The following is a 15,112-nucleotide window of genomic DNA, read 5'->3' on the forward strand; positions in this document are numbered from 1 at the left end:
GTTCAGGTCGTGACGGGACCGGCCGGACCGGACCCGCGGGCGTGCAGCGCCACAGAGAGCTCGGTGCGGTTGCGCACCCCGACCCGGGAGTAGACCCGGTAGAGGTGCGACTCCACCGTGCGCCGCGAGATGCCCAGCCGGGCGGCGACGTCGGCGTTGGAGGCACCCCCGGCGACGAGCTCGACCACCCGTCGCTCGGTGGGCGTCAGCTCGTCCCACCCGTCGTGCTCGCGGCGACGCCGCTCGACCGGGAGGCCGTGGCGGCGTCCGGCCTCGGCGACCCGCTCGGCCAGGAGCGTGCTGCCGGCCCGCTCGCAGCGCGCCACGAGGTCGACCAGGTCGCTCCTCGATGCCGGGTCGTCGCGACCTGTCCGCAGCAGCAGCGCCGCCTCGTCGTCGAGCAGCACCTCGACAGGTCGCGACCCCTCGAGGTGCACCCGCCGCGCCCGGGCCAGCAGCGCGAGGTCGCCGGTCAGGAGGGCGTCGCAGCGCGCCAGGTGGGCGTCGACGTTGGCCCGACCCGGGCCCGCATCGCGGGCCAGCTCGTCGCGCACGGCGGCGGCGCGATCCGCGCGCCCGAGCAGCCAGGCCATCCGCACCAGGTCGGGCCCGAAGAGCGTGAGCGCGGCCCGGGCGTGCAGACCCTCGGCCGCGGCCCAGGCGAGGTCGAGCAGGTCGACGGCGGCGGCGCGGTCGCCGGCCTGCTCCAGCCGCAGCGCCCTAACCCACAGGCACCAGTCGAGCCCGAACTGCGGCCCCCCGGCCGCCAGGGCCGCCTCCGCGGCCGTCAGCTCCGCGTCGCAGCCCGCCACGTCGCCCCGGTGGAGCAGCGCGCCCGCCGTCACCGACCGCGCCCACGCCTCGGCCAGCCGCACGCGGTGGTCGCGGGCGTACCGCAGACCAGCGTCGCACTCGGCCAGCAGGTCTCCCCAGCGGCCGGCGTTCCAGTGACCCAGCGCGGTGGCGTAGTGGTAGAAGGGCGTCGCCCAGGCCGTTCCGAGGCGCTCGACCAGCACGCGCCCCCGCGCCACGGCCGAGGCCGCGTCGGCCGACCGGCCGGCGCTCTCCTGCGCGAGCGCGAGGAAGAGCGAGGGCACCATCCGGTGCGCCGTGCGGCGCGGCGACGCGTCGGCGCTCGCGGTGGCGCTGCGGGCGTGCTCGACCGCGCGCTCGTGCTCGCCCCGCTGGTTGGCCACCCAGCTGCGCACGCAGTGGGCGAGGGTCTCGGCGACGGGATTGGCACTGACGGCCGCCGCGGCCAGCGCATCCGTCGCCCGGATGTCGGCGTGGTCGAGCTCGAGGGCGAGCATGGTCATCACGGCGTGGAGCGCCGGCCCCCAGGCGCCCTCCTCCGGGGCCGCCGCCACCTCCGCGGCGTACGCCGCCGCCTCCGCAGGTCTCCCGAGCACCGTCATGGCGCGCGCGAGCGTCTCCTGCACCCGGGCGCGGAGCGCCGGGTCGCCCAGGGCACGCACCTGCGGCTCCAGGGCCTGCAGCCGGTCGAGGCGGCCGGACCAGAAGCACGCCTCCAGCAGCTCGACGGCAACGACGTCGGCCGTGGGGTCGAGCGGGTCGCACCGCGCGAGGGCCTGCTCCAGCAGGTCCGCCGCCGCCCCGGCGGAGGTGTCGCGCAGCTCGCAGGCCGCCTCCCGCAGCACCGCGACGGCGCGGGGGTCGGGCGAGGTTCCGGCACGGGCGTACTGCGAGGCGACCACGGCGGTCGGGGCGCCGGCCGCGAGCAGCCTGGTGGCGACCGCGTCCCGAGCCACCGCCACGGCGTCGAGGGAGCCGACCAACGCCTCCGAGAGCAGGTCGTGACGCAGCCGCGTGGTCTCGCCGGTCACCTGGAGCAGTCCGGCGTCGACCGCGGGCGCCAGTGCCCGCACGAGCGCGTCCGGCTGCTCCGGGGGCCAGTCGGCCGCCGCGCCCAGGAGCGTGACCTCGCTGCGACCGTCGAGCAGCGCGAGCACCCGCAGCAGCCGGACGCACGTGGGGTCGAGACCGTCGAGCAGCCGGGCGAGCGACCGACCGGCCGGGACCGCGGCGTCCGTCGCCGAGGGCCCGGGTGCACCCGCCGTCAGCCAGAAGGCGTTGCCGCTCGCGCCCTCGACCACGGCGGCCAGCAGGTCGTGGTCCCCGTCCGGACGCGCCTGCCGGGCCAGGCGCCACGCGTCGCGCTCGCCCAAGGGGCCCAGGTCGGCGTGGAGGCCGCCGCGGCGGTCGACGTCGTCGAGCAGCGCCCGCACCCCCGCCGGGGTCGGGTGGGGGCGACGCGCGAGCAGCACGTGCAGCGGGTGGTGCCGCGTGCGTCGTACCAGTGCCGAGAGCGCCGCCGCCGTGACCGGCTCCGCGCGGTGCACGTCGTCGACGCAGAGCAGCACGTCGCCCGCGTCGAGCAGCTCTTCGACCCCCGCGAGGACCGCGTCGACCAGCCGCGGCTGGAGCGGCACGCCCTCCTCCCAGGGCGACGCGCGCCGCTCCAGCGGCGGCGGTCCGGCGGGGTCGAGCCCCAGCGCGTCGAGCAGGCTCCCGCAGGGACGCACCGCGTCGTGCACGTCGAGGTCGGCCCTGACCACTGTGAGCCCCTCCGCGGCCACCCGACGGGCGACGTCGTCGAGCACGCGTGTCTTGCCGATGCCCGCCTCGCCCGTCAGCACGACCGGGCGGTCGCGCAGCGCCGCCAGCACGCGAGCGGTCTCGGCGGCCCGTCCCACGGTGGGGGCGGGTGGCAGGCTGTCCGAGCGCCCGGTCATCGGGGCGGTCATGGGGTCTCCTGACGCAGCCGGCGTGGAGGCGGTCCCGAGACCCCCGATCGTATCGGCCCCCGGCTCCCGGGGTACCGCCTCGCGCGGGCGGCTCAGGGGAGCCGGGTGTGACGCACGGCCACCGGCTGCAGCTCGCCGAAGCCGCGCACCGGTCGGGCGGGCAGCATCCGGGTCTCGTAGCGGTCGGCCGGGAGCGCCTCGGCGGTGTGCACGTCGGTGATCACCCGGTTGCGGCGGGCCACGGTGGTCAACCGGGCCGCCAGGTTGACCGCGGGGCCGTAGACGTCACCCATCCTGGTCACCACCGAGCCGGTCACCACGCCGATGCGCACGTCGGGGAGCCGCGGGTCGCGGCCGATCACCTGCACGATGTCCCACGCGGTGTCGACCCCCTCCGCGGGCGACGGCGCCCAGAAGAGCACCGAGTCACCGAGGGTCTTCACCACCCGGCCGCCACGGCGCGAGACCACCTCGTGGGCGCGGGACTCGAAGACCTCCACGAGGTCGCCGATCTCGTCGTCGCCGAGCCGGTTGGTGAGCTCGCTGAAGCTGACCAGGTCGGCGAAGCCGACGGTGGCCTCCACGTGCTCGTCCTCCGTGCTGGCCCCGTCGAGGCCCCCGGCGCGCGCCACCGCCGCCACGAGGTGGCGGCGCCACACGTAGCCCAGCAGCGCCTCGAAGTCCGCGCCGATCTGCTGGGCCAGGCGGACGACCTCGTCGGCGCGCTCCCCCGGCTCCACGGTGCGCTCGGCGTGGGAGGTCAGCGTCGCCACCTCCCAGTCGGCGAGGCGGTCCATCGTCTGCCCGACCGCCCGCGTCATCCGCACCACGGTGTCGAAGTCGAGGTCGGTCTCGGCGAGGATCCGGGTGACGCGCTCCAGCGCGTCGGCGTCGGCCTGGCTGTACGCCGTGGCGCGGCCGGTGTCGGGGAAGCCGAGCGCGCGCCACAGCCGCTGCGACTGCTCGCGCGGGACCCCCGCACGCGCGGCGACGTCGTCGCCGGTGCGGTCGGGCACCCAGCCCAGGATGGTGCGCTCGAGGTCCTCCGGCGAGGTCATCGGTCGTGGGTGCGGTGGAGCAGGTCGGAGACGATCCGCTGCGTCTCCTCCACCCGGGGGATGTCGTCGAGCTCGATGCCGAGGTCGCCGGCGTCGGAGATCACCAGCGTGCCGCACCCGAGCACCCGGTCGATCAGGTCCTTCTCGTAGGAGATGTCGCTGATCCGGTTGAGCGAGATGTCGTGACCCCGGCGGGTGATGACGCCCTCGCGGGTGATCAGGCGGCGGTCGGTGAAGGTGTAGGTCGAGGTCAGCCAGGCGACGAAGGGCCAGACGCAGCGCCAGAGCACCAGCAGCAGCGCCACCCCCCAGATGACCGCCCGCCACGTCCCCGCGTCGGCACCGGTGGGGATCGTGGAGACGAAGCCCGTCACGCCCACCACCAGGACCAGCACCAGGGCGGGCACGAAGAGGTGCTTGACGTGCGTGCGCGTCGACAGCACGACGGACTCGCCCTCGTTGAGGAGCTTTGGGGAGATGGACACGTCTAGATAGTGCCACCAGCGGGGCGCACGTGGACGACGTCTCCGGCCCCCAGGTGCTCCTCGCCGGCGGCGGTGCGCACCACGATCCGGCCGTCGGCGTCGACGTCGACGGCCTCGCCCTCGACCACCCCGCCCGGCACCGTCACCCGCACCGCCCGACCGAGCGTCGAGCACAGCCCCAGGTACGCCGCCCGCAGGTCCTCGCCCCGCAGCCACGCGTCGTACGCCGTGTCGAGCTCGCGCAGCAGCGCCGCCAGCAGCGTCGTGCGGTCGGCGGCGACGCCGGCCAGCGCGAGCGAGGTCGCGGTCTCCACCGGCAGCTCCTCGCGGGTCTGGAGCACGTTGAGCCCCACGCCGACGACCGCGGCGGCGTGCCCCTCGCGCTCGACCCGCTCCAGCAGGATCCCGCCGACCTTCGCGTCGTCGACCAGCACGTCGTTGGGCCACTTCAGCCTCGCCCCCAGGCCCGTCGCCGCGGTCACGGCGCGGGCGGTGGCCACGCCGGTCAGGAGCGGCAGCCAGGTCCAGCGCCGCGCCTCGACGTCGGGCTCGAGCAGGAACGACACCGTCAGCGACGACCCGGGCGTCACCACCCAGTCGCGCCCGAGCCGGCCCCGGCCCGCCGTCTGGTGCTGCGCGGCGAGGGCGAGCCGCTCGCCCGCGCCCGCCCGGAAGCGCTCGGCGAGCTCGGCGTTGGTGGACGCCGACTCGGGCACCACCTCCACCTCCCACCCCTCGTGGGTCAGCGGCGCGATCGGTGGGCGGCTGTCAGCGGAGGAGGTCATGACACTAGATTGACCGACGCCGCGCGCGGCTGGCCACAGCTCCGTCCGCCCGGCTCCGATCGGCCCCCAGGGAGGACCACAGGTGAGCGCAGCAGCACGAGACACTCCCCCGGGCGAGGGCACCGACGTCCCGGCCCAGGACTCGGGCATCGACATCCACACCACGGCCGGCAAGCTCGCCGACCTGGAGCGCCGCATCGACGAGGCCGTGCACGCGGGCTCGGCCAAGGCCGTGGAGAAGCAGCACGCCAAGGGCAAGATGACCGCGCGCGAGCGCATCGAGGCGCTCTTCGACGAGGGCTCCTTCGTCGAGCTCGACGAGCTGGCCCGGCACCGCTCGGTCGCCTTCGGCCTCGAGAAGAACCGGCCGTACGGCGACGGCGTCATCACCGGCTACGGCACCGTCGACGGCCGCCAGGTCTGCGTCTTCTCCCAGGACTTCACCGTCTTCGGCGGCTCCCTGGGCGAGGTCTACGGCGAGAAGATCACCAAGGTGATGGACCTCGCGATGAAGACCGGGTGCCCCATCATCGGCATCAACGAGGGCGCCGGCGCCCGGATCCAGGAGGGCGTGGTCTCGCTCGGCCTGTACGGCGAGATCTTCCGGCGCAACGTGCACGCCTCCGGCGTCATCCCGCAGATCAGCCTGATCATGGGCTCCTGCGCCGGCGGCCACGTCTACTCCCCCGCGGTCACCGACTTCACCGTCATGGTCGACGGCACCTCCAACATGTTCATCACCGGCCCCGACGTCATCAAGACCGTCACCGGCGAGGACGTCACGATGGAGGACCTCGGCGGCGCTCGCGCCCACAACACCAAGTCGGGCAACGCCCACTACATGGGCTCCGACGAGGAAGACGCGCTGGAGTACGTCAAGGCGCTGCTGTCGTACCTGCCGCAGAACAACCTGGACGACCCGCCGTCGTACGACGAGCCCGCCGACACCGAGGTCACCGACGACGACCGCGCGCTCGACGCCCTGATCCCCGACGGCGCCAACCAGCCCTACGACATGAAGGAGGTCATCGGCGGGGTCCTCGACGACGGCGAGTTCCTCGAGGTCATGGAGCTCTTCGCGCCCAACATCGTCGTCGGCTACGGCCGCGTCGAGGGGCGCAGCGTCGGGGTGGTGGCCAACCAGCCGCTGCAGTTCGCCGGCACGCTCGACATCGACGCCAGCGAGAAGGCCGCACGCTTCGTGCGCACCTGCGACGCCTTCAACATCCCGGTGCTCACCTTCGTCGACGTGCCCGGCTTCCTGCCCGGCACCGACCAGGAGTGGAACGGCATCATCCGGCGCGGCGCCAAGCTGATCTACGCCTACGCCGAGGCCACGGTGCCGCTCGTCACCATCATCACCCGCAAGGCCTACGGCGGCGCCTACGACGTGATGGGCTCCAAGCACCTCGGCGCCGACATCAACCTCGCGTGGCCGACCGCGCAGATCGCGGTGATGGGCGCGCAGGGCGCGGCCAACATCGTCTACCGCAAGGAGCTCAAGGCGATCGCCGACGACGGCGGCTCCCCCGAGCAGGTCGACTCGCGTCGCGCCGAGCTGATCGCGGAGTACGAGGACACCCTGGCCAACCCGTACGTCGCCGCCGAGCGCGGCTACGTCGACGCCGTCATCGCGCCGCACGAGACCCGCGTGGAGGTGGTGCGGGCGCTGCGGCTGCTGGCCACCAAGCGCGAGACCCTGCCGCCCAAGAAGCACGGGAACATCCCGCTGTGAGCGAGCCCGACGAGACCACCCCGCCGGCCGAGACCGTCGAGACCGCTTCGCCGGTCGAGCCGGTCGAGACCACGCCCCTGCTGCGGGTCGTCAAGGGCGACCCGACCCCCGAGCAGCTCGCGGCACTGGTCGCCGTCGTCGCGGCGTCGGCGGGAGGCGGCGGGGCCGACGCGCCGCGCCGGCGCTCGGAGTGGGCGGCCCCGCAGCGGCGGGTGCGCCAGCCCCACCTGCTCGCCCACCGGCACGGCCCCGGCGCCTGGCGGGCGAGCGCACGCTGATGGCCGTGCCGCGCCTGGTCCTCGCCTCCGCCTCCCCCGCCCGGCTGGAGACGCTGCGTCGCGCCGGCCTCGACCCCGAGGTCGTCGTCAGCGGCGTCGACGAGAGCACCGTGGAGGTCACCGACGCGGCCGACTACACCACCAAGCTGGCCCAGCTGAAGGCCGTCGCGGTGGCGGCCGACCAGAAGAACGCGCTGGTCGTGGGCTGCGACTCCGTGCTCGACCTCGACGGCGAGATCCTCGGCAAGCCACGCGACGGCGACGACGCCGTCGACCGCTGGCGACGGATGCGCGGCCGCGCCGGCGTGCTTCACACCGGCCACTGCGTCATCGACACCCAGCGCGAGGTCTGGATCGCTCGCTCCGCCGCCACGCAGGTGCGCTTCGCCCACGTCACCGACGACGAGGTGGCGGCGTACGTCGCCTCGGGCGAGCCGGCCGACGTGGCCGGGGCCTTCACCCTCGACGGCCTCGGCGGCGCCTTCGTCTCCGGCATCACCGGCGACCCGCACAACGTGGTCGGCATCAGCCTGCCACTGCTGCGCCTGATGCTCGACGAGCTCGGCTTCGCCTGGACCGACTTCTGGCGCACGCCCCGCCGCTGAGCGCTCCCCCTCACTCCACGGGGAGGCCGAGGCCGCGGGCGATGAGCATCCGCTGGACCTCGCTGGTGCCCTCGCCGATCTCCAGCACCTTGGCGTCCCGGTAGAAGCGGGTCACCGGGTACTCCTCCATGAAGCCGTAGCCGCCGAAGACCTGGGTGGCGATGCGGGTGCCGGTGACGGCGGCCTCGGTGGCGTAGAGCTTGGCCACGGCGGCGGCCTGCTTGAAGTCCTGCATCGACGGCGTCGAGCCACCGCCCGCCCTGCCGGCCATGGCGTCCCTCATCCAGGCCGCGCGATAGGTCAGCTGGCGGCTGGCCGCGAGCATCACCTCGAGGTCGGCGACCTGGAAGGCCAGGCCCTGCTTGCGCCCGATCGGGACGCCGAAGGTGGTGCGCTCCCCGGCGTACTGCACGCTCATGTCGAGGCACGCCTGCAGGCAGCCGACGGCAAGCGCCGCGATGGCCACCCGACCGTCGTCGAGGGTGGCCAGGAACTGCGCGTAGCCGCGCCCGCGCTCACCGAGCAGGTGGTCCTCGGGCACCCGGGCGTCGCTGAAGGAGAGCGGGTGGGTGTCGGAGGCGTGCCAGCCGAGCTTGTCGTAGGCCTTCTCGGCAGTGAAGCCCGGAGTGCCGCTGGGCAGCATGATCGCCGAGAGCTCCGGGCGGCCGTCGGGCCGCTCGCCCGTGCGCGCGGTGACGGTGACGACGCTGGTGATCTCGGAGCCCGAGTTGGTGATGAACTGCTTGGCGCCGTTGACCACCCACTCGCCGTCGCGCAGCTCCGCGCGGGTGCGGGTGGCGCCGGCGTCGGAGCCGGCACCCGGCTCGGTCAGGCCGAAGCCGGCCAGGGTGCGCCCCGCGACCAGGTCGGGCAGCCAGGTCTGCTGCTGCTCGGGGGTGCCGAAGGTCTGGATCGGGTTGATGCCGAGCCCGACGGCGGCCTCCAGGGTGATCCCCATCGACTGGTCGACCCGCCCGATCTCCTCGATCGCGACGCACAGGCTGGTGAAGTCACCGTCGGCGCCGCCCAGCTCCTCGGGCGCCGTGAGGCCGAAGAGGCCGAGGTCGCCCATCTGGTGGACCACATCGACCGGGAAGTGGTGGTCGCGGTCCCACTGCGCGGCGTGCGGGGCGATGGTCTTCTCGGCGAAGTCGCGCACCACGCGGCGGAACTGCTCGTGGTCCTCGGAGATCTCGAAGCTCATGGGCGGATCGTAGCCGCGCTCAGTTAACGACCGCTAACCTCGAGGTCGCCGAGCCGGGCGCGCACCTGCCCCGTCATGCGCTGCAGGGTACGGCGCAGCTCGCCGAGGTCGGCGTCGCCGAGGCCGAGCGACTCCTCGACCTCGCACTGCACCCGCTCGAACTCGTGGCGCAGCCGGCGTCCGTCGGCGCTGAGCCGCACCTCGACGACGCGCTCGTCGGCGGACGAGCGCGTGCGCGTCAGCTGCCCGGCCTGCTCCATGCGGCGCAGCAGCGGGCTCAGCGTGCCGTGGTCGAGCTGCAGCAGCGCGGCGAGCTGCTTGACCGAGAGCGCCTCCTGCTCCGGCATCGTGACCAGCACGAGGTACTGCGGGTAGGTCAGGCCGAGCGGCTCCAGCAGCGGGCGGTAGAGCGCCGTGACGGCGCGGGAGGCGGCGTACAGGTCGAAGCAGAGCATCTGGTCGAGCGTGCGCACGGCTGCCTCCTGGGGTCCTTGTCCTGCCACAGTACCCAGCCTACAATTATCTTGTGCACAAGATGTTTTCGGTGCACGTCCCCGACGAAGAGGAGAAGCACATGCCCACCCGTACCGCTCGCACCGCCTGGAACGGCTCGCTGCAGGAGGGCTCCGGCCAGGTCGAGCTCTCGAGCTCCCACGTCGGCACCTACGACGTCTCCTTCCCCAAGCGCGCTGCCGACGACGCCGGGGGCACCACCAGCCCCGAGGAGCTCATCGCCGCCGCTCACTCCTCCTGCTACGCCATGCAGCTCTCCGCGCTCGTCGCCGAGGCCGGCGGCACCCCGCAGAGCCTCGACGTCACCGCCGAGGTCTCCCTCGGCCCGGACGAGGCGCGCGGCGGCTTCCAGCTCACCGGCATCAAGCTCACGGTCGTGGGCGAGGTCGAGGGCCTCGACGCCGACGGCTTCGCCAAGGCCGCCGAGGACGCCAAGGCCGGCTGCCCCGTCAGCAAGGCGCTCACCGGCGTCGAGATCACCCTCGACGCCTCGCTGGAGGGCTGATCCCCCCAGCCGCCGACTCGGTCCCGGGCGCTGCGCGACGCGCGCCCGGGACCGATCCACGTCCGGAGGTCACTACACTCCTCCGGTGACCTCACTGAGCTCGACGGCGAGCTCGCTGGCCGACGTGACCACGTCGGACGCCGCGCTCCGCCGGTTCCTCCACGGCCTCCCCGGCGTCGACCAGGTGGGCGTCGAGCAGCGCGTCGCCTCGCTCGCGACCCGGTCCATCAAGACCACGGCGAAGGCCTACGCGCTCGACCTGGCCATCCGCATGGTCGACCTGACCACCCTCGAGGGCGCCGACACCCCCGGCAAGGTCCGCTCGCTGGGCGCCAAGGCGCTGCGGCCCGACCCCACCGACCCCACCTGCCCGTCGGTCGCCGCCGTCTGCGTCTACCCCGACATGGTCCCGTACGCCGTGGAGGCGGTCACCACGCCCGGCGGCCGGCTCCACGTCGCGTCGGTGGCCACGGCCTTCCCCAGCGGCCGCTCCTCGCGCTCGATCAAGCTGGAGGACACCCGCGACGCCGTCGCGGCCGGGGCCGACGAGATCGACATGGTCATCGACCGGGGCGCCTTCCTGACCGGGCGCTACCTCGACGTCTTCGAGGAGATCGTGGCCGTGCGCGAGGCCTGCGCCCGGCCCGACGGCTCCCGCGCCCACCTCAAGGTCATCTTCGAGACCGGCGAGCTGCAGACTTACGACAACGTGCGCCGGGTCAGCTGGCTGGCCATGCTGGCCGGCGCCGACTTCATCAAGACCTCCACCGGCAAGGTCCAGCCCGCCGCCACGCTGCCGGTGACGCTGGTGATGCTCGAGGCGGTGCGCGACTTCCGGGCGTCGACGGGGCGGATGGTCGGCGTCAAGCCCGCCGGCGGCATCCGCACCAGCAAGGACGCCATCCGCTACCTCGTGGTGGTCAACGAGGTGGCCGGGCCCGACTGGCTCGACCCCGACTGGTTCCGCTTCGGCGCCTCCTCGCTGCTCAACGACCTGCTGCTGCAGCGCACCAAGATGAGCACCGGCCGCTACTCCGGCCCCGACTACGTGACCCTGGACTGAGAGCGATGAGCACCCCCTTCGAGTACGCCCCCGCCCCCGAGTCGCGCTCGGTGGTCGACCTGCGGCCCACCTACGGGCTCTTCGTCGGCGGCGAGTTCGTCGACGGACACGCCGACCCGCTGAAGTCGGTCAACCCGGCGACCGAGGAGGTGCTCGCCGAGGTCGCCACCGCCGACGCCGACGACGTCGACGCCGCGGTCAGGGCCGCCCGGCGGGCCTACCAGCGCACCTGGTCGCGGATGAGCGGCAGCGAGCGCGGCAAGTACCTCTTCCGGATCGCGCGTCTGATCCAGGAGCGCTCCCGCGAGCTCGCCGTGCTCGAGACGCTCGACAACGGCAAGCCGATCAAGGAGGCGCGCGACGTCGACGTCCCGACCGCCGCCGCCCACTTCTTCTACTACGCCGGCTGGGCCGACAAGCTCGAGTACGCCGTCGCGGGCGGCGGCACGCCGCAGCCGCTCGGGGTCGCCGGCCAGGTCATCCCCTGGAACTTCCCCTTCCTGATGCTGGCGTGGAAGGTCGCGCCCGCGCTCGCCGCCGGCAACACCGTCGTGCTCAAGCCGGCCGAGACCACGCCGCTCTCGGCCCTGCTCTTCGCCGAGATCTGCCAGCAGGCCGACCTGCCGCCGGGCGTGGTCAACATCGTCACCGGGGCCGGCGCCACCGGCCAGGCGGTGGTCAGCCACGCGGACGTCGACAAGGTCGCCTTCACCGGCTCCACCGACGTCGGTCGCTCGATCGCGCGCGCCGTGGCGGGCAGCGACAAGCGCCTGACCCTCGAGCTGGGCGGCAAGGCCGCCAACATCGTCTACGACGACGCCCCGCTCGACGAGGCGGTCGAGGGCATCGTCAACGGCATCTTCTTCAACCAGGGCCACGTGTGCTGCGCCGGCTCGCGGCTGCTGGTGCAGGAGTCGGTGGCCGAGGAGGTGCTCGAGCGGCTCCGCCGCCGCATGGGCACGCTGCGCCTGGGCGACCCGCTCGACAAGAACACCGACGTCGGCGCCATCAACTCCTCGGCCCAGCTCGCGCGGATCCGCGAGCTGGTCGAGGCCGGCGAGGCCGAGGGCGCCGAGCGCTGGTCGCCGCCCTGCGACCTGCCCGAGCGCGGCTACTGGTTCGCCCCCACCCTCTTCACCGGCGTCAGCCAGGCCCACCGCATCGCCCGGGAGGAGATCTTCGGCCCCGTGCTCTCGGTGCTGACCTTCCGCACCCCCGCGGAGGCGGTCGAGAAGGCCAACAACACGCCGTACGGCCTCTCGGCCGGCATCTGGTCCGACAAGGGCAGCCGCGCGCTGTGGACCGCCGAGCGGCTCCGCGCCGGCGTGGTGTGGACCAACACCTTCAACAAGTTCGACCCCGCCAGCCCGTTCGGCGGCTACAAGGAGTCCGGCTACGGCCGCGAGGGCGGCCGCCACGGGCTCGAGGCCTACCTGAAGGGAGCCGACCAGTGAGCCCCACCTCGCGCGCCGAGGTCCGCAAGACCTACAAGCTCTACGTGGGCGGCGCCTTCCCCCGCTCGGAGTCGGGCCGCTCCTACGTCGTCAACGACGCCAAGGGCCGCTTCTGGGCCAACGCCTCCCACGCCTCGCGCAAGGACGTGCGCGACGCCGTGGTCGCCGCCCGCAAGGCCTTCGACGGCTGGGCGGGCCGCACGGCGTACAACCGCGGCCAGGTGGTCTACCGGATCGCCGAGGTGCTGGAGGGCCGACGCGAGCAGTTCGAGTCCGAGATCCGCGCCGCCGAGGGCGTCACCGCCGCCCGGGCGCGCGCGGCCGTCGACGCGGCCGTCGACCGGCTCGTCTGGTACGCCGGCTGGGCCGACAAGCTCTCACAGGTGGTGGGCGGTGCCAACCCCGTGGCCGGCCCCTTCCTCAACCACTCCGCGCCCGACCCCAGCGGCGTGATCGGCGTGGTCGCCCCCGACGGCCCGCTGCTCGGCCTGGTGAGCGTGGTCGCGCCGGTGATCACCACCGGCAACACCTGCGTCGTGGTGGCCAGCGAGCCCCACCCGCTGACCGCGGTCACCCTGGGCGAGGTCATGGCCACCGCCGACGTGCCCGGCGGTGTCGTCAACCTGCTGACCGGTCCCCGCGCCGAGCTGGCGCCGTGGCTCGCCTCCCACATGGACGTCAACGGCCTCGACCTGACCGGCGTCGCCGACCCCGAGCTCGCCCGCAACCTGGAGATCGAGGCGGCGCAGAACCTCAAGCGCGTCCGGCGTCCGGCCGACGAGGACCTGCTGGCCACCCCGGGGCTCGGCCGGATGACGACCTTCCTGGAGACCAAGACCGTCTGGCACCCCGTCGGGCGCTAGCGCTCGCACGGCTCAGCCCAGCAGCAGCACCACGACCACCAGGGTCGGCACCGAGAGCACCGTGGTGATGAGGATCGTGTCGCGCACGATCACCTCCATGCGGCCGTAGCGACTCGCGTGCAGGAAGATGTTCTGCGCCGTGGGCAGGCTCGCGCAGACCACCACGGCCAGCAGCGCGGCGCCGTCCATGCCGAGCACCCAGTGCCCCACGGCGTACGCCGTGCACGGCATCAGCACCAGCTTGCACAGCGTCGTCACGCTCAGCTCGACGCGGCTGCCGACCCCGGCCAGGCCGGGCCCGAGGCGCAGCGAGATGCCGTAGGCGATCAGCATGCCGGGGATCGCCAGCGCGCCGACCAGCTCGACGGGCTCCTGCAGCATCGTCGGCAGCCGCCAGCCCGTGGCCGCCAGCAGCACGCCGAGGAGCGCGCCGACGGTGAGCGGGTTGCGGAAGGGCCGCGAGAGCGCGGCCCGCAACCCCAGCGACCGCCCGGGCACCCGCGCGTCGAGCACCAGCATCGAGAGCGGCTGCGCCAGCAGCATCTGCACCAGCAGGAGCGGCGCGATCGCCACCGGGTCACCCAGCACGTAGCCCGCGACCGGGAGGCCGAGGTTGCCCGCGTTGACGTACGCCGCCGCCATGCCACCCACCACCAGGTCGCCGAGCTCGCTGCGCCGGCGCCACCGGGCCCAGGCCATGTAGGCGCCGGCCGTGACGGCGTAGGTCACGGCCGCGACGACCAGCCCGTCGACGAGCGTGGCCCCGAGGTCGGCGTCGGCGATGGTGGTCATCAGCAGCGCCGGGCTGGCCACGAAGAAGGCGACGTTGAGCAGCTCTCGCTGCGTGGTCTCCCCCACCAGCCGCAGGTGCGCCAGCAGCGCCCCCAGCCCGATCACGAGCCCGATCGAGACGAACCCGTTCAGCAGTGCCACGGCACCAGCCTGCCGGGCGCGCTAGCGGGGCAGGTCGTCGGTGCCCCCGCTGTTGACGCCGCGGCCGCGCATCTCCAGCACCGCCTCGGTGCGGCTGCCGACGCCGAGCACGCGCAGCAGCGTGCTGACCTCGCGCTCCACCGTGCGCGGGGAGAGGTCGAGCAACCGGGCGATGGCCTTGTCCTTCTCGCCGATGCACAGCAGCCGCGCCACGGCCAGCTGCCGCTCGGTGAGCGGGGGCTCCTCCCCCGGCTCGAGCAGCGGCCGCGCGAGGGGCAGCGTCTCGTCCCAGATCTCGAGCATCTCGGCGACCACCGCGCGGTCGTGGGTGCACCAGACGACCCGGTTGCCGAAGGCGTCGTCGGGCCCCGAGATCATCGCGGTGTGGTCGTCGATGACCATGGCGCGCACGAAGACCGGGCCGAGCAGCGTGTTGGGGTAGATCGACGACAGCAGCGGGTGGGTGCGTGGCGTGGTCGGTCGCGTCAGCAGCTGCACCGCGACCCCGCGCATGCCGAGCCGTCGGCTGAGGTCGAGGCCGGGGTCCTCCGGGTCGTAGGCGTAGTCGGTCTGCAGCACCAGCACCTGGCGGCGCACGTGGGGGGCGAGGCGCCGCAGCTCGGTGTTGCGCGCCGCCAGTCCGACCAGGGGCACGCTCTCGCCGCTCTCGGCCAGCGGACCGATCGTCCGCCCCACCAGCTCGAGGGTGCGCGTGCGGAGCCGGGCCATGGCGGGGGTCTCCCCCAGCAGGCTGCTCCCGAGATCGCTCACATCCATGCCGGGCATGTTCCCAGATCGTGCCGTCGACACGCAGGAGCTCCGTGCGACGGCGAGACGGCCCACCCCCCGCGGGGCCGTCCCGGCGC

At 73.9% G+C, this 15,112-nt stretch carries 15 protein-coding genes; 7 read left to right on the plus strand and 8 right to left on the minus strand.

Translation table 11 applies throughout. The features are described 5' to 3' along the window. Positions 1-2: 2 nt before the first annotated feature. The 4 genes from IG63_RS0114220 to IG63_RS0114235 form a co-directional block, all read right to left on the minus strand. Positions 3-2,765: an AAA family ATPase gene (locus IG63_RS0114220; protein ID WP_030485019.1), complete on the minus strand. Its 2,763-nt coding sequence runs from the start codon at positions 2,763-2,765 to the stop codon at positions 3-5. Positions 2,766-2,857: 92 nt separating this feature from the next. Beyond that, on the minus strand, positions 2,858-3,823 hold the full coding sequence (locus IG63_RS0114225; protein WP_051706840.1) for an adenylate/guanylate cyclase domain-containing protein: 966 nt from the start codon (positions 3,821-3,823) through the stop codon (positions 2,858-2,860). Continuing rightward, entirely contained in the window at positions 3,820-4,308 is a 489-nt protein-coding gene (locus IG63_RS0114230; protein WP_030485021.1) for a PH domain-containing protein, read from the minus strand. The genes IG63_RS0114225 and IG63_RS0114230 overlap by 4 nt, the downstream gene beginning before the upstream one ends. 2 nt (positions 4,309-4,310) lie before the next feature. After that, complete coding sequence (locus IG63_RS0114235; protein WP_030485022.1) at positions 4,311-5,093, minus strand: biotin--[acetyl-CoA-carboxylase] ligase; 783 nt, start codon at positions 5,091-5,093, stop codon at positions 4,311-4,313. 148 nt (positions 5,094-5,241) lie between these two features. On the opposite strand from IG63_RS0114235, the gene IG63_RS0114240 reads away from it, so the two are divergent. Genes IG63_RS0114240 through IG63_RS0114250 form a run of 3 tightly spaced genes read left to right on the plus strand, consistent with a single transcriptional unit; the run spans position 5,242 to position 7,711 of the window. Next, entirely contained in the window at positions 5,242-6,828 is a 1,587-nt protein-coding gene (locus IG63_RS0114240) for an acyl-CoA carboxylase subunit beta (protein ID WP_030485023.1), read from the plus strand. Continuing rightward, complete coding sequence (locus IG63_RS0114245; RefSeq protein WP_084597179.1) at positions 6,825-7,106, plus strand: acyl-CoA carboxylase subunit epsilon; 282 nt, start codon at positions 6,825-6,827, stop codon at positions 7,104-7,106. Before IG63_RS0114240 ends, IG63_RS0114245 begins: the two co-directional genes overlap by 4 nt. Next, a complete protein-coding gene (locus tag IG63_RS0114250) occupies positions 7,106-7,711 on the plus strand; it encodes a Maf family protein (RefSeq protein ID WP_030485025.1) in 606 nt (201 codons plus the stop codon). The genes IG63_RS0114245 and IG63_RS0114250 overlap by 1 nt, the downstream gene beginning before the upstream one ends. Positions 7,712-7,721: 10 nt before the next feature. On the opposite strand, the gene IG63_RS0114255 is transcribed toward IG63_RS0114250, so the two are convergent. Both IG63_RS0114255 and IG63_RS0114260 read right to left on the minus strand, forming a co-directional pair. Further along, a complete protein-coding gene (locus IG63_RS0114255) occupies positions 7,722-8,915 on the minus strand; it encodes an acyl-CoA dehydrogenase family protein (RefSeq protein WP_030485026.1) in 1,194 nt (397 codons plus the stop codon). Positions 8,916-8,938: 23 nt separating this feature from the next. After that, entirely contained in the window at positions 8,939-9,388 is a 450-nt protein-coding gene (locus tag IG63_RS0114260) for a MarR family winged helix-turn-helix transcriptional regulator (protein ID WP_030485027.1), read from the minus strand. Between the two features lie 101 nt (positions 9,389-9,489). Here IG63_RS0114260 and IG63_RS0114265 point away from each other — a divergent pair, with 101 nt between their 5' ends. The 4 genes from IG63_RS0114265 to IG63_RS0114280 all read left to right on the plus strand — a co-directional run bounded on the left by IG63_RS0114265 (position 9,490) and on the right by IG63_RS0114280 (position 13,313). Then, complete coding sequence (locus IG63_RS0114265) at positions 9,490-9,933, plus strand: OsmC family protein (protein WP_030485028.1); 444 nt, start codon at positions 9,490-9,492, stop codon at positions 9,931-9,933. An 85-nt stretch (positions 9,934-10,018) separates the two neighbouring features. Continuing rightward, positions 10,019-10,996 carry a deoxyribose-phosphate aldolase gene (gene deoC, locus IG63_RS0114270; protein WP_030485029.1) on the plus strand — a complete coding sequence of 326 codons (978 nt, stop codon included), beginning with the start codon at positions 10,019-10,021 and terminating at the stop codon, positions 10,994-10,996. A 5-nt stretch (positions 10,997-11,001) separates the two neighbouring features. Then, the gene (locus IG63_RS0114275) at positions 11,002-12,450 is read left to right on the plus strand and encodes an aldehyde dehydrogenase family protein (protein WP_030485030.1); all 1,449 of its coding nucleotides are present in this window, start codon (positions 11,002-11,004) and stop codon (positions 12,448-12,450) included. Continuing rightward, positions 12,447-13,313: an aldehyde dehydrogenase family protein gene (locus IG63_RS0114280; RefSeq protein ID WP_030485031.1), complete on the plus strand. Its 867-nt coding sequence runs from the start codon at positions 12,447-12,449 to the stop codon at positions 13,311-13,313. Before IG63_RS0114275 ends, IG63_RS0114280 begins: the two co-directional genes overlap by 4 nt. Before the next feature lie 12 nt (positions 13,314-13,325). Here IG63_RS0114280 and IG63_RS0114285 read toward each other — a convergent pair whose 3' ends face one another. Further along, positions 13,326-14,246, minus strand: a complete 921-nt coding sequence (locus IG63_RS0114285; protein ID WP_051706844.1) for an AEC family transporter — start codon at positions 14,244-14,246, stop codon at positions 13,326-13,328. 21 nt (positions 14,247-14,267) lie between these two features. After that, on the minus strand, positions 14,268-15,032 hold the full coding sequence (locus IG63_RS21630; protein WP_084597181.1) for a response regulator transcription factor: 765 nt from the start codon (positions 15,030-15,032) through the stop codon (positions 14,268-14,270). Positions 15,033-15,112 lie beyond the last annotated feature (80 nt).

The organism is Nocardioides aequoreus (assembly GCF_000720335.1).
GTDB lineage: Bacteria > Actinomycetota > Actinomycetes > Propionibacteriales > Nocardioidaceae > Marmoricola > Marmoricola aequoreus.